Raw genomic sequence first — 14125 nt, forward strand, 5'->3', positions numbered from 1 at the left:
CAAGCGCGACTACATCTTCAACGGCACCCTCACCGTCGCAGCGATCGCCATCTGGCTCCGCGACACCGTCCAAGAGCCATCAGAAACGACCTAGGCGCGCAAGGGCTCGCCGACCTCGTGCATGTGGCTGAGCGCCTGCCGGTAGGAATCGATCAGTCCGGTCTCCGTGTACGGAAGGCCCGCCTCCTGGCAGTGCGCACGGACGAGAGGCTGGGCGAGACGCAGGTGCGGTCGCGGCATGTTCGGGAACAGATGGTGCTCGATCTGGTAGTTCAGCCCGCCCAGGAACCAGTCGGTGAGCGGCCCGCCGCGCACGTTGCGCGAGGTGACGACCTGGCGGCGCAGGTGGCCCCAGCGCTCCCCGTCGGGGTCGGGCATCTCCATGCCCTTGTGGTTGGGCGCGAAGGCCATGCCGAGCTGGAGGCCGAAGAAGGCATGGTGCAGGAGGGCGAAGGCGAGCGCCGTGAGCGGGGGCATGGTGCTCAGCAACAGCGCCGCGTAGAGGCCGAGATGAGTGACGAGGAGGGCTGCCTCCACCTTGCGCTCGCGCACGTCCTGGCGGCGCAGGTCCTGAAATCCGTACACCTTGAGCGCGATGCCTTCGAGCAGCAGCATCGGGAAGAACAGCTTGGCCTGGTGCCGGGCGAGCCACCGGGCGAAGCCCTCGCGGCCGGCGGCCTGCTTCTGCGTCCAGACCAGCGCCCCGACCCCCACGTCCGGGTCCTTGTCGACGTGGTTGGGATTGGCGTGGTGCCGGTTGTGCTTCTCGTTCCACCAGGCCTGGCTCATGCCAAGGAGCAGGTTGGCGTGGGTGAGGGAGAGCCACCGGCCCGCCCGGCGGCTGCTCGATATCTGGGCGTGGCCGGCGTCATGGCTGAGATAGGCGGTACGTGTCCAGACCAGCGAGAACGGAACCGTGAGCAGCAGTACCCACCAGGTGTGGCCGAGGAGGGCGATGCCCGTGATCACCGCGGCGAGGCCGGCCAGGTTCACACCGACGCGTGCGGCGTACCAGCCGTGCCGCCGCTCCAGCAGCCCCTGTCCGCGCACCGCGCGAAGGAGCGGTGCGAAGTCACTTCCGGAGGGCGCGCCCGGAGGCTGCTGCGTGGTGGCGGTGGCCTGGGGCATACGTGAACTCCGGTCTCTGGAGGCGCACTCCGCGAACTGCGGCGCCCGATACTGAGAAACCTACGGATCAAAACCGATCATGGCCATGGCGTCACCACCCCGGCCACCCGGGGGTTTGCCCCCTTGTGGTGGTGTCCCCGGGTGCACCACCACGCACCCGGATCCAGATCTGTTCGGGTCGATTCAGCTCTCTTCAGGACGATTCAGCTCGGTCCAGGTCGATTCAGCTCGGTTCAGGTCGATTCATGGCAGGAAGGACTCCAGCTCAGAGGGGAAACCGCTGGGCAGCCCGGTCGGGAAGTCAGAGGGGAAACCGCTGGGCAACTCCGTGGGGAACCCCGAAGGCAGCTCCGTCGGGAAGTCCGACGGCAGGGAGGGGAACCCGGACGGGAGGCCGGTGGGGAACTCGCTCGGCAGGCTGAAGGAAGGCGCGGGTGCGGTGGTGCCGGTAGCGGGCGCCCCTGGCTGCCCGGACCTGTCGTTGCCGGTCATCACCAGCACGACCGCCACGACCGCGGCCGCGACCAGCACGACGGCGAGCACGATCAGCAGGGGGCGGCGCCCTCCTGCACCCCCGGGCCCCTGGCCGCCCGAGGGTATGTCCGGACCCCCTCCCCCGGCAGGCGGCCCGAAGCCACCGGGCGGCTCCCAGGGAGGACCTTGCGGCGGACCCTGAGCCGGAGGATGTTGCGGCGGACCCTGAGGCGGAGGACCCTGTGGCGGCCCCTGGGGCGGTCCGAATCCTCCCTCGGGCGGAGTTCCCGGCGGCTGCGGTGGTACGGGCGGCGTGGCCATACCGTCCAGAGTCGCCCGTCCGGGTTCAACCGGCGACCAAAGTCGGCAAGTTGACTCTTTCCGCTCGACGGACCGCGACATTCCGCACGCTCGTACGCTTCCTCCCGTACGTACGCACCTCCCCGAGGCGGGGGCGCAGTCGCGGCCGCCCTCTCACGCTGCACGGGTAGGTCGGGCAGGTCGGGCAGGTCGGGCACGCAAGGCTCCGGTTGGCAGCGTGCTCCGCTCCCGTGCCACTATCCGCTGCATGGATACCGAGAAGAACCTGGCAGCGCTGGAGCTCGCCCTGCAGCGGCTGCGTGAGGCGGAGGTCGCCCTGAACGCGGCGCGCGCCGACGTCGAGACCGAGGCCGTGGCGGCCGCGCGGGCCGGGGCCGACATCGAGGAGGTCGCCGGGCTCTGCGGGATCGCACCGGGAGACCTACGGCAGCTGAGCGCCGATCTCGGCGACATTCCGCCCCGGTAGGCGTTCCGTCGTGGACGAGTTCGAACTGCTCGACCCCTGGTCGATCGAGATGCTCGCGCCGATCGTGGTCGCGGGCGAAGGCCCGATGGCCTGTCCCGGCTGCGCCGCGGTCACCGGGTTCTCCGCCGGGGGCCGGTGGGGCGACCCGGTACGGATGCGGTGCGGGTGCGGGCGCGACTGGCTGCCCTTCGAGGACGATCCGGAGCTGAGCCGTGAGCTGATGAAGGAGCTGATCATCGCCGCCCAGTCGGAGCAGTAGGCACAGCCACGGGAACAGTGGTCGAAGGCGCACGGAGAGCGAGCCCCTCTCGGCCGGGCCCGGTCGAAGGCGCACGGAGAGCGTGCCTCTCGGCCGGGCGCGGTCGAGGCACACGGAGAGCCTGCCTCTCGACCGGGCCCGTGCCGTGACGCTTGTCGGTCCCGTCCTGCGGTACGACGATGGGGCGGACGGCCCGCGGGGCCGCTGCCGTCACCACGTCTTCGCCGGGAGGCCTAGTTGACCGACGCGTGGGTGGCTCTGGAGCCCGGCGCCGATCCGGGGGCGCGGCTCGGCGCGCTGCACAGGGCGTACGACACGTTCACCTCGGCGGGCCGCATCGAGCGCCCGGTGCGCAGTGTGGTGGCCGAGTCCTGGCGGCGTTCCGCGCGCGCCCTGGTCAGCCCCGAAGGGCAGGCGCGCGTGGAGCTCGCGGAGGACGAGCTCGGCCCGTACCGGGAGGGCCATCCGCTGGCGCGGGCGATGCCGCTGCTCCGGGAGCTGATGGGGGCGTACGCGCACGACGGCGGACACCTGCTCGCGGTGTGCGACGCACACGGGCGGCTGCTGTGGGTGGAGGGGGACGCCCGCTCCCGGGAGCGGGCCGGGCGGATGAACTTCGTGCCGGGGGCCCGGTGGGCCGAGGCCTCGGTGGGGACCAATGCGCCGGGAACCGCGCTCGCCCTGGACCGGCCGGTCCAGGTGTTCGCCGCCGAGCACTTCCTGCGGCCCGTGCACCCCTGGACCTGCGCGGCGGCCCCGCTGCACGATCCGCGCACCGGGCGGCTGCTGGGCGCGGTGGACATCACCGGGGGTGACAGCCTCGCCCATCCGCACAGCCTGGCGTTCGTCCAGGCCGTGGCGAGCGCCGCCGAGTCCCACCTCGCGCTGCTCGCTCCGTCACCGCCCGCGGACACCGACCGGGCCCTGCTGTACGCGCTGGGGCGTGACGAGGCCCTGCTGGTGGCGGCCGGGTCCAAGGTGCGGCTGAGCAGGCGGCACAGCGAGATCGCGGTCCTGCTCGCGCGTCATCCCGAGGGCCTCTCGGGTGACGAGCTGCTCTGTGAGCTGTACGAGGACGAGTCGGTCACACCCGTGACGCTGCGGGCCGAACTCTCGCGCATGCGACGCCTGTTGGGGCCGCAGTTGCTGCGCTCACGTCCGTACCGCCTGACGGTCCCGCTCGACGCGGACTTCACGGTGGTGGCCAGGCGCCTGGGCTCCGGCGCGGTGGCGGCCGCGATGGGGGCCTATCGGGGGCCGCTGCTGCCCGCTTCGCAGGCGCCGGCCGTCGTGCGGCTGAGGCGGCGCCTGGAGGGTGAGCTGCGGGCGGCACTGGTGGCGCGCGCGGATCCCGGCCTCATGTCGGACTGGGTGGGCAGCCCGTGGGGCGAGGACGATCTGGAGGTGTGGCGGGCGCTTGCCGCCGCCGCGCCCTCGGCCCGGCGGCCGGCGGCACGCGCACGCGTGGCGGCGCTCGACGCGGAACTGCGCGCCGCGCCCGACGGTGAACGGCCGGGCGGTGCAACGGTGTTGCAACGTCGACCGTCCTAGCGTCACCCCCGGGTGCCGGCCAACGGCGGGCGGCACCGTCCGAGGGAGGCCAGAGCGATGACCCGATACTCCGCGCCCGGCAGCGAGGGCGCAGTCGTCTCGTACCAGGATCGCTACGACCACTGGATCGGCGGGGAGTACGTCGCGCCCGTGCGCGGTGGGTACTTCGAGAATCCGAGCCCGGTCAACGGCCGTACCTTCACCGAGGTCGCCCGTGGCACCGCGGAGGACGTGGAACTCGCCCTGGACGCGGCGCACGCGGCGGCTCCCGGCTGGGGGCGCACGGCTGCGGGCGAGCGGGCGAACATCCTCCTGAGGATCGCCGACCGGATGGAGGCCCATCTGGAGGAGCTCGCGGTCGCGGAGAGCTGGGAGAACGGCAAGCCGGTACGCGAGACCCTCGCTGCCGACATCCCGCTCGCCATCGACCACTTCCGTTACTTCGCGGGCGCCCTGCGCGCCCAGGAAGGGTCTCTCAGCGAGCTGGACGACGACACGATCGCGTACCACTTCCACGAGCCGCTCGGCGTGGTCGCGCAGATCATTCCGTGGAACTTCCCCATCCTGATGGCGACATGGAAGCTGGCGCCCGCACTGGCCGCCGGCAACGCGGTCGTCCTGAAGCCGGCCGAGCAGACCCCCGCCTCCATCCACTTCTGGATGAGCCTGATCGCCGACCTGCTGCCGCCGGGCGTCGTCAACATCGTGAACGGCTTCGGCGTCGAGGCGGGCAAGCCCTTGGCGTCCAGCCCCCGGGTCGCGAAGATCGCGTTCACCGGGGAGACCACGACGGGCCGGCTGATCATGCAGTACGCGTCGGAGAACATCAAACCGGTCACTCTCGAACTCGGCGGCAAGAGTCCCAACATCTTCTTCGACGACGTGTGGAGCGCGGACGACGACTTCCGCGACAAGGCGCTCGAAGGGTTCACGATGTTCGCCCTGAACCAGGGCGAGGTGTGCACCTGTCCCTCGCGCGCACTCGTCCAGCGCGGTCACTACAGCGAGTTCATGGAGGCGGCGATCGCCCGCACCGAACTCATCGCGCCGGGGCACCCCCTCGACACAGCCACCATGATCGGCGCGCAGGCCTCCAACGACCAGCTCCAGAAGATCCTCTCGTACCTCGACATCGGCCAGCAGGAGGGCGCGAAGATCCTGACGGGCGGTCAACGCATCGATTACGACGGCGAGTTGGCGGGCGGTTACTACGTCCAGCCGACCATCTTCGAGGGCGACAACCGGATGCGGGTCTTCCAGGAGGAGATCTTCGGTCCGGTCGTCGCGGTCACGTCCTTCTCCGACTTCGACGACGCGATCGCCACTGCCAACGACACGCTGTACGGCCTGGGTGCGGGCGTATGGACCCGCGACATGAACACGGCGTACCGGGCGGGCCGCGCGATCCAGGCAGGCAGGGTCTGGACCAACTGCTACCACGCCTACCCGGCACACGCCGCCTTCGGCGGCTACAAGCAGTCGGGCATCGGGCGGGAGAACCACAGGATGATGCTGGACCACTACCAGCAGACGAAGAACGTTCTTTGCTCTTATAGCCCGAAGAAGCTTGGGTTCTTCTAGAGCTTCAAGTGGGCTGCCTGGAGACGCCGTTACGCTCCAGGCAGCCCGAATCCTGAGTCACGCTGGGCAATCACTAGACTGCCTCAGGTCGATGGTCGATCCGCACGAGGACCGTCCCCGGACCAATCACGGACCGTACTCCCGCCCAGGGCGAGGCAGGCGAGAACTCTTTGACGCGTGTAGAGGCACGACCTAGCAGGACAGCTCAGGCACTGCAGCGTGCTCCGCAGACGTGAGCACACGCTTCGCTTCCTTCGATGGGGGCGGCCAAGCCACTAGTACTCCAGCCGCACTTCTCCATTAACACTGGTCAGCAGCTTGGGTACGCCGCATGTAGTGAGAGCGGATCGAGCAGTCCGTAGATGTGATCAATGATGTGCCTACGAGTGCCTGGGGCCGTGAACTTGAGAACTTGTTCCTTCGGGCCGGATCCTGTTTCGCCAGGGTTGAGCCCCGCCGTCGGATGCGTGACTATGTGCGCGGACTACTGGGTCCGGTAGGTCGCAAAAACGGCGGCAACTCGCCGAGCATGCCGGCCATGCCACTCCGGACGGGCTGCAGCACCTCCTGGCCCGCAGCCGCTGGGACGCCGACCGCCTCAGCAGTGACCTGCAGAGTTATACGGCGGGGCAACTCGGCGCATCAGAGGGCCAGTTTGTGTCACCTCACGGGCCTCATTAGGGCCTCAGCCTCGTCACGTCCCGCATGAAGCCCGGGACGAGATCGATCTGTCGGGGATCGGCCTTCACGAGCAGCTTCGTCCGCTGGGCGGGCAGCGCAGGCGAAGTTCCTCAGCCGCTGGTACGCGGCGTACTGCTTGCGCTGCACTCGCGTCACGCCATCGCTGAGACCTGCAGCACCTCGTCCACGGCCCGCGCCAGCTCGGCCACCCCAGCCTCCGTTCGAGTGCGGGGCCTCTCGGCGGTACGTCGGCGAACCGGTTTCGATGCCGCCGTACGGCCTGTCCCGGAGGCCACCGTCTCCAACCTTGCAATCGATCAGCACGAGGTCATTTCCTTCTGCCGCAATGAGGTCCGGGAACCATCGGATGAAACTTTCCGTCCGCCGAAGGGCACCCTGAATCTCCTTGCTCGGGAGGCCCTGTCCCCAGGGGTCGACTTCCCACCCGCGCCCCGTGTGTTTCTAGGCGATGTATCGCTCACGAGCTTCCCCTATCGCTTTCCGTTGCTGAAAGCCCGCCATAAATGCAGTGTGGCCCACTCCGCGGACTGCGCGGCCCGGCTCAGATTGAACCCAGGCCAGTGCCACTCAGTCCCATGAGGTATCAGCGCGTCCGCGTGAAACCGGGGACGTCCGGCTGAGTCTGAAGAAGCTCACACCAACGTGGCGGAAAATGGCCCAGCGCCCGCGACCGCACCGCCGACTGCTTCAAGAAGGCCGTCCCTGCTCCCCCAACACGCGTCAGCGGGAGATCGGAAAGAGCTCACTGCTCGGCCGTACAGTCTGCATCGTCAAGACGCGCCTCCACCGGGCCCTCGAAAGCGGTGAACCGGAAGACGACGGAGCACCCATCACGAGCACCAATCCACCTTGCCCAGCAGCCGCATGACGAAGCACCGCCGGGAGCAACCTGCGGTGCTTCGTCGTACCCCCAGGTGTCACCCGGAAATCACGAACGCCACGGACGCCATCCGCCGCCGCACGGCCCTGAAACCGGATATACGTGCCCCCCACCGGACTGGATGGACGCCTCTGCCTAGCTGTCCCTATGAATGGGGGGCGGAAGAGACTGGCCGGGGTGTGCATGGTCAGAGCCTGGTGCGAGCGTTGGTGGCTCTAGGCGTGCACCCAGCCATCGTTCGCTTAGTGGGCCGCGGCCAGCGACTCGAACGGCACCACGTGGTCGAGGAACTCCTCACGCAGGGTGCGGTGGGGGCTCGGGATGCGCCCGCCAGCCGCGACCAGTCGTCTTGCGCGGGTGAGTCTGGTGCCGCCGCGCCACGCAGGAGCTGGTTACTTGAGCGTTAAACTGCGCTGAGCCGGCGAAATTCGTGCGGGTTCCGAGGGAAATAATAAGACGAGAGGAGGTTTGACTCGATGTCTCCATCAAGGGCCGAGGCGAGGAACTGGGTGCAGGATACTGCGAAATGTTCCCATCGATCGCCGCGTGCTTCATTAATCATCACCGTCCATTGGTCCGGATCATGGCCGGGAAGAACGCGCCAGTAGAGGCTTTCGCCGTTATCGGTGACGGCCCAGGAGATGACTCGCGCTCCTTCGTCCTGAAGCTCATCCGGCTTCCTCTCCTCTTCCCACAGGTCTTCCAGGTCCTCCTGCCTTCCCTCGTTCTCTTTGAGGAGGTCGTAGTGCTTGTTGGGGCATCCGGGCTCCAGGACATACAGGTAGTCGTCCCAGTTGCTCCCTCCGTAGATGCGGATGAATTCCTTGTAGTCGGCGGGGAGCTCGAGCCCCAGGGTGCACTCAGCCTCACCCCAGTCCTTCTGGCGGGGTTCGGTTGGCGCCGGGGCAATCTCTAGTAGCCGTGCGAGGGAATTATTCACTTAAAGGGTCCTCTCTTGGTATCCAGCGAGTTCAGATGGCATTCTTGTCGGCTGCGCCTGACTTCGTCACTCGCCCTTTGCCTTGTTGGGGATGAATGCAATATTTCCCGGATCGGTGATTCCGGTGCTTCTGTGCTGAGTGGACTCGAAACCCCTCGATCCGTATGCCTCAATGGTTACCCCGAGTGGGATGGGGCTGTCCAGATTGTATCGAGGAGTGACGGTGTACTGGATGATTTCCCCGGCCTCGACTGCGGCTCTGATTTGGTTTTCAATTTTTCGCATGACTGGGGGGTTGGCGTAGGCCTGCATGGTGACAAAATTCTCTGGCATGTAGTTGGATCCGCCGAGCTGTGCACCGAGGAGGTGGGCTCGGTTATATTTTTTATCGCTGGCCCAGCCGGGGGGATCGCCGTGCGGGTCCGTGGGATTCTTCCCCATCATGTCCTCTCCCAACGTGGCGTGCATTCCTGTCGGCCGGCCCTTTGCATCCATTTCCCCGTAGACGACCCTGCCGCCCCAGGTCGGGTCGTCCGGCTCGTTCGTCCGGCAGCGAAGCAACCCGAGAACATCGGCCCACAGCAGGGGGTTGTGGACGTATGCCGCGGGGTTGGGCGCCGGGGCAGGGCCGAGGGGGTCCTGGCTGAGGTAGCGGGCTGATTCCGGGTCGTAGTAGCGGAAGTAGTTGTAGTGGAGGCCCGATTCGGGGTCGAAGTACTGGCCGGGGAAGCGCAGCGGAGTGTAGGCGGTGGCGTCGCGGTTCCATGTGGTGCTGCCCCAGAGGGTGCTGCGGGTGCGCCAGGCCAGGTCGCCGTATTCGTCGACGAGTTCGGTCGGGGTGCCGATCAGATCGGTGACGATGGCGAAGAAGCGTTCATCGTCGGTGTCGGTGCGGCGTTCCGTCTGGGCCAAGGGACGCGGGCCTGCGTGGTCCCAGGTCAGGATGATGTTCGCGTTCGTCTGTTCGCAGAGGGTGGCGCCGTCCCAGGTGAAATGGACGGTCTCAAAAGGGGACTGTTTGGCTATGCGGCGGCCCAGGGGGTCGTACGTGTAGCGCCAGAGGGTGCCGTCCGGGGTGGTCACCGCGGTGAGCCGGTCTTCGGCGTCCCACTGGTAGCGCCAAGTGTCGGGGGTGCGGGAGAGCCGTCTCCTCTGACGCAGGACGATGCGGCCCTGGTCGTCGTGTTCGTAGCGGAGGGCTCCCGCGCGGGTGATCCGGGTGCCCTGGTAGGTACGGGGCCCTGTCGCGGACTGGGAGGGGTGCGCCGCCGGCCAGGTGGCGTGGGTCTGGTTTCCCGCGTCGTCGTAGACGTAATGCTCCGTCCAGCCCCTCGCGTGGACAGCCGTGACGCGGCCGGAGGGGTCCACGTCGAAGCCGCGGGGACCGGAGAGGGCATCGCTGATACCGACGAGACCGCCGCCCGCACCGTAGAAGTAGGCGCGGTGCTGGAGACGGCTGTCCTGGGAGGTGACCTCCTGGTCCGTCAGACGGCCCATTTCGTCGAACGAGGAGCTCAGTGTCACGAAGTCGGAGACGGTGTGCTCCACTTCGCGGCCCGAGGCGTCGAAGGAGAAGGCAATGTCGCGCCCGGACGCGATGAGCTTCGTTCTGCGGCCCGCCGCGTCGTACGACCATTCGCTGACCGCCCCGCCGGGTGTCGTCCGCCGCACTCTGCGGCCCAGTGCGTCGTACTCGTACGTCAGGGTCCGGCCGTTGACCTTCTCGGACCTCAGCCGGCCATGGCGATCTCGCAGGCGTTCCAGACGGGCGTCCGGACCTACGGCGATGGCGAGTTCGTCGAAGATGTCGTACTCGAGGGTCGTGACCGCGGTGCCTTCGGCCGCATTGCGGATGACCTGGCCGAGGGTGTTGTGGGTGAAGTCGATGCGCTGGCCCAGGCCGTTCGTCCTGGAGGTCATGTGCCCCGCCACGTCGTAGGCGTAGGTCAGTGGCCGGCCGTCGAAGTCGGTTTCCGTGGCCAGCCGGCCTGCTGCGTCGTAGGCGTAGTCCCATGTCAGGCCCTGCGGGTTGGTCACCCGTGTCAGCCGCAGGTTGGTGTCGTGGGAGAACTCGTGGCGGACTCCGTCCGGGCCGGTACGGGACGTGAGCAGGTCGAAGTCCGTATAGGTGAAGCGGGTCGTGCCGCCCATCGCGTCGGTATGGGCGAGGCAGTTGCCCTCCCCGTCGTAGGTCCAGGACTGCACGGTGCCGTCGGGGGAGGTGCGCCGGGACGGGTGGCCTTCGACCGTCCACTCCAGCCGGGTTTCGGCACCGAGCGGGTCGGTGATCTGGACGGTGCGGCCGAAGGCATCGTGTGCGTACCGGGTCGTGGCACCCAACGGGTCGGTGACCTCGACGGGGAGGCCCCGGCGGTCCAGGAGGAGGCGGGTGGTGGCTCCGAGTGGATCCGTCACCGAGGTCTGATGGCCTGCCGCGTCGTACGCGAACTGCGTGGTCGCGCCCGAGGGATCGGTTACCGAGGTGCGGTTGCCGCGCTCGTCGAAGATCTGGCGGGTGACGCGGCCATCGGTGCCGATCAGACGTACCGGCATGCCGTTGTCGTCGTACGCCGCCCGCGCCTGTCGGCCGTCCGGGCGCTCCGCCAACGTCGTGCGGCCGTGCTCGTCGTAGGCGAAGTGGCAGGCGTGGCCCAGTGGGTCGGTCCGTGACAGCAGCCGGTTGCGGCGGTCATGGGTGAAGCGGGTAGTGGCGCCCAGTGGATCGATCTCGGCGACGACCTGAGAGCGCTCGTTGACGAGGAAGCGCTTGGTGTGGCCGAGACCGTCGGTGAGTGCATTCGTGCGCAGCCCGGTTGCCGGGTCGGTGGAGCCCCAGATGAACCGGGATTCGACGTGTCCACGGGTGCCGGACTGGTAGGTGCAGCGGTCCTGGTCGTCGTAGACGTAGTCGTAGCGGCTGTTGTTGGTGTCGGTCCACGAGGTGATGCGGCCGTGTGCGTCACAGCCGAACTGCAGTGGCAGCGCCCTCGGTTTGGATCAAGTCCTCAGGGGCCCGCTGAGGCCGAACAGCATCAGCTCCGCCTACGACACCGGGGACGGATTCCATGTGAACATCACGGGCCAGCAGGCGCTGGCCGACACCGTTTCGCTGCCAATACTCACGTCCGCGGGGCGGAGTCGTACCGTGCGGACGACCGACTGAGCCTCGCTCGGCTGCACTGGAAAGGCAGGGCGACAACTGTCAGCCGGAGCGCTCTCGCGGACCGTGCTCGCAGAGCAGTGCGTCGGTGGCGCGATTGATGGCCTCGAGCGTCGCGGGCATGGTCTCGGGCGGGATATGGGCCAGGATGCGGTTGCGTACGCTCGCCACATAGTGCGGGCGGGCCTCGTCGGCCACGCTGCGCCCGGTGGCGGTGAGGGAGACGACGTTGCTTCGAGCGTCGTCGGGATCCCGGGCCTTCACGACGAGGTCCCGGGCCTGCAGGCCGTCGACGACGCGGGTGATGCGGCTCGGTGTGAGCCCCACGTGCCAGGCCAGGTCCACCATGCGCAGGCGCTGCCCCGGTGTCTCCGCCAGGACGATCAGTACAGCGAAGTCGGTCATCGCGATCCCGGCCATACGCGCCATGTCCTCCTCGAGGAAGCGCGGCAAACCATGGACGAGGCGCCCCAGTTGACGCACAAGCTGTTCTTCTTGGGGGTCCAGCGGAATCTGCTCTGCCACACCATCAGCATGCCCGACATCGCTTGCGCAAGCAAGAAAATCGCGGTAACACTTGCCTAGGCAAGAAACAGTCGAGAGAAGCTGAGAGCCCGCGATGGTGAACCTGTCAGGCAAAGCCGCTCTGGTGACGGGAGGAAGCCGCGGCATAGGCGCCGCGATAGTCCGCCGACTGGCCGAGGACGGCGCCGACGTCGCTTTCACCTATGTCAACGCTCACGAACAGGCGGCGGCTCTGGTCAAGGAACTTACGGAGACGGGGCGTTCAGCGATCGCGCTGCAGGCAGACAGCGCCGACCCCGACGCCCTGACCGGCGCTGTGGAGAGCGCGGCCGCGGCACTCGGACGACTGGACATCCTGGTCAACAACGCAGGCATCACCGTGAGCGGCCCCGTCCGCGACGTCACCGTCCCGGACATCGACCGCGTGCTGGCCGTGAACGTCCGCGCGGTGATCATCGGCGTCCAGGCGGCGCTGCGCCACCTGCCCCCGGGCGGACGCATCGTCACGATCGGCAGCAGCCTCGCCGATCACATCCCCTTCCCCGGGGCCGCCCTGTACGCGGCGAGCAAGTCCGCGCTGAGCGGACTGACCCGAGGGCTGGCCCGTGAGGTCGGCCCCCAGGGCATCACGGCGGTGCTGGTCCAGCCCGGTCCGACGGACACCGAGGCCAACCCGGCAGAGGGGCCCATGGCCGCCTCCCTGCGCGATGCTACGCCGCTCGGCCGCTACGGATCCCCGTCGGACATCGCGGCAAGCGTCGCGTATCTCGTCGGTGAGGGAGGGCGGCACATCTCCGGCACCACCCTCACCGTGGACGGCGGACACAACGTCTGACCCGCCCTGCAGCACTCACTCTGGAGTCACACCATGTCGCATCCCGTCACTCCCTTCCCGATCGACGTACCCGAGGCAGACCTGCAAAATCTGCGCCACCGCCTGGACCGCACGCGATGGCCTGCCCCCGAGACCGTCACCGACACCAGCCAAGGCCCCCAGCTCGCCAAGATCCAGAGCCTTGTGGAGTACTGGCGCACCAGCTACGACTGGCGCCAGACCGAGCAACTGATCAACTCCTACAACCACTCCACGACCCACATCGACGGTCTGGACGTTGCCTTCCTCCACATCCGCTCGTCTCACGCGGACGCCACACCTCTGCTGATGACCCACGGATGGCCGGGGTCCGTACTTGAGTTCCGGCACGTGATCGCCCCGCTCACCAACCCGCAGGATCACGGCGGGTCCGTAGACGATGCCTTCCACCTGGTCATTCCCAGCCTGCCCGGCTTCGGTTTCTCCCAGGCCCCCACCGCACCGGGATGGGACTTCACGCGCACCGCCCGGGCCTGGACGACCCTCATGGCCCGGCTCGGTTACGACCACTGGTACGCGCAGGGCGGTGACCTCGGCGGCGCCGTCACCGAAGAGATAGCCGCGCTCCGGCCCCCAGGCCTCCAGGGCATCCACCTCAACTTCGCGACCTTCACCCCCACTCCGGAGGAACGCGCGGACGCCACGGCAGAGGAGGCGGCCATGCTGGATCGGGCCGAGATGTTCTGGCGAACCCAGTCCGCATACGCCCAGCAGCAGGCGTCCAGGCCCCAGACCATTGGCTACGCCCTGGCCGACTCTCCCGTGGGGCTCGCCTCCTGGATCTACACCCTGTTCCAGGACAACAGTGGCACCCCTGGAGACGCCGAGGCATCCCTGCCGCTCAGCGAGATCATCGACGGCATCATGCTCTACTGGCTGCCCAACGCCGGCCCTACGTCCGCCCGCCTGTACTGGGAAACCGCCCGATCGCGCTGGACATCGCCGGCCCGCCCCGACCGGCCGATCACCGTCCCGGCCGCCTTCAGCCTCTCAGGCAGTCCGCCCCTCTCGTCGCTGGACCGAAAGTCGCTTCACCAACCTCGCCCATTTTCACACTGTCGACCGGGGAGGCCACTTCGCGGCGTGGGAGGAACCCGCGCTCTTCGTCGCGGAAGTGCAAAAGGCCGTGCGTCTCATGCGAGGCCGGGCTTCATGAGTCGGGCTGCGGGCCGCGACGGGAGTGTCACGAAGCGATTGACCGCTTCGCGTAAGCGCTCCAGGCCAGCATCCAAGTCTCCTCACTCCTGACCCCTGTCGCCCGCAC

General features: G+C 68.1%; 10 protein-coding genes and 2 pseudogenes. 6 read left to right on the forward strand and 6 right to left on the reverse strand.

What is annotated here, in order from left to right; all coding sequences use genetic code 11:
• Positions 1–90: 90 nt before the first annotated feature.
• Both ACIQM4_RS28905 and ACIQM4_RS28910 read right to left on the reverse strand, forming a co-directional pair.
• Entirely contained in the window at positions 91–1128 is a 1038-nt protein-coding gene (locus ACIQM4_RS28905) for a fatty acid desaturase family protein (protein WP_401597515.1), read from the reverse strand.
• A gap of 243 nt (positions 1129–1371) precedes the next feature.
• Positions 1372–1671, reverse strand: a complete 300-nt coding sequence (locus ACIQM4_RS28910) for a hypothetical protein (RefSeq protein WP_401597517.1) — start codon at positions 1669–1671, stop codon at positions 1372–1374.
• Positions 1672–2170: 499 nt separating this feature from the next.
• Here ACIQM4_RS28910 and ACIQM4_RS28915 point away from each other — a divergent pair, with 499 nt between their 5' ends.
• The 4 genes from ACIQM4_RS28915 to ACIQM4_RS28930 all read left to right on the forward strand — a co-directional run bounded on the left by ACIQM4_RS28915 (position 2171) and on the right by ACIQM4_RS28930 (position 5780).
• Positions 2171–2389 (forward strand): hypothetical protein, encoded by a 219-nt coding sequence (locus ACIQM4_RS28915; RefSeq protein ID WP_401597520.1) that lies wholly within the window; start codon positions 2171–2173, stop codon positions 2387–2389.
• A 10-nt stretch (positions 2390–2399) separates the two neighbouring features.
• Complete coding sequence (locus tag ACIQM4_RS28920; RefSeq protein ID WP_401597522.1) at positions 2400–2648, forward strand: hypothetical protein; 249 nt, start codon at positions 2400–2402, stop codon at positions 2646–2648.
• A 237-nt stretch (positions 2649–2885) separates the two neighbouring features.
• Positions 2886–4199, forward strand: coding sequence for a GAF domain-containing protein (locus ACIQM4_RS28925; RefSeq protein WP_401597524.1), 1314 nt, complete (start codon positions 2886–2888; stop codon positions 4197–4199).
• 57 nt (positions 4200–4256) lie between these two features.
• Positions 4257–5780 (forward strand): aldehyde dehydrogenase family protein, encoded by a 1524-nt coding sequence (locus ACIQM4_RS28930; RefSeq protein ID WP_401597527.1) that lies wholly within the window; start codon positions 4257–4259, stop codon positions 5778–5780.
• A gap of 686 nt (positions 5781–6466) precedes the next feature.
• On the opposite strand, the pseudogene ACIQM4_RS28935 reads toward ACIQM4_RS28930, so the two are convergent.
• The 4 genes and pseudogenes from ACIQM4_RS28935 to ACIQM4_RS28950 form a co-directional block, all read right to left on the reverse strand.
• Positions 6467–6670, reverse strand: a pseudogene (locus ACIQM4_RS28935) (transporter); the annotation flags it as partial.
• 1095 nt (positions 6671–7765) lie between these two features.
• Positions 7766–8302, reverse strand: a complete 537-nt coding sequence (locus tag ACIQM4_RS28940; protein ID WP_401597529.1) for an SMI1/KNR4 family protein — start codon at positions 8300–8302, stop codon at positions 7766–7768.
• Between the two features lie 66 nt (positions 8303–8368).
• Positions 8369–11284: pseudogene (locus ACIQM4_RS28945) on the reverse strand (RHS repeat-associated core domain-containing protein); the annotation flags it as partial.
• 220 nt (positions 11285–11504) lie between these two features.
• Positions 11505–11987: a MarR family winged helix-turn-helix transcriptional regulator gene (locus ACIQM4_RS28950; RefSeq protein ID WP_401597532.1), complete on the reverse strand. Its 483-nt coding sequence runs from the start codon at positions 11985–11987 to the stop codon at positions 11505–11507.
• 94 nt (positions 11988–12081) lie between these two features.
• Between ACIQM4_RS28950 and ACIQM4_RS28955 the strand changes: the two genes are divergently transcribed.
• Together ACIQM4_RS28955 and ACIQM4_RS28960 are read left to right on the forward strand one after the other, a co-directional pair.
• Positions 12082–12822, forward strand: coding sequence for an SDR family NAD(P)-dependent oxidoreductase (locus tag ACIQM4_RS28955; protein ID WP_401597534.1), 741 nt, complete (start codon positions 12082–12084; stop codon positions 12820–12822).
• Between the two features lie 33 nt (positions 12823–12855).
• Positions 12856–14109 (forward strand): epoxide hydrolase family protein, encoded by a 1254-nt coding sequence (locus ACIQM4_RS28960; protein WP_401597536.1) that lies wholly within the window; start codon positions 12856–12858, stop codon positions 14107–14109.
• The last annotated feature ends 16 nt before the right edge of the window (positions 14110–14125 follow it).

This window comes from Streptomyces sp. NPDC091272 (genome assembly GCF_044757485.1).
Classification (GTDB): domain Bacteria; phylum Actinomycetota; class Actinomycetes; order Streptomycetales; family Streptomycetaceae; genus Streptomyces.

Coding starts and splice junctions, on each gene's coding strand:
- ACIQM4_RS28905 (WP_401597515.1), bottom strand. CDS start 1,128: ATGCCCCAGGCCACCGCCACCACGCAGCAGCCTCCGGGCGCGCCCTCC.
- ACIQM4_RS28915 (WP_401597520.1), top strand. CDS start 2,171: ATGGATACCGAGAAGAACCTGGCAGCGCTGGAGCTCGCCCTGCAGCGG.
- ACIQM4_RS28930 (WP_401597527.1), top strand. CDS start 4,257: ATGACCCGATACTCCGCGCCCGGCAGCGAGGGCGCAGTCGTCTCGTAC.
- ACIQM4_RS28955 (WP_401597534.1), top strand. CDS start 12,082: ATGGTGAACCTGTCAGGCAAAGCCGCTCTGGTGACGGGAGGAAGCCGC.
- ACIQM4_RS28960 (WP_401597536.1), top strand. CDS start 12,856: ATGTCGCATCCCGTCACTCCCTTCCCGATCGACGTACCCGAGGCAGAC.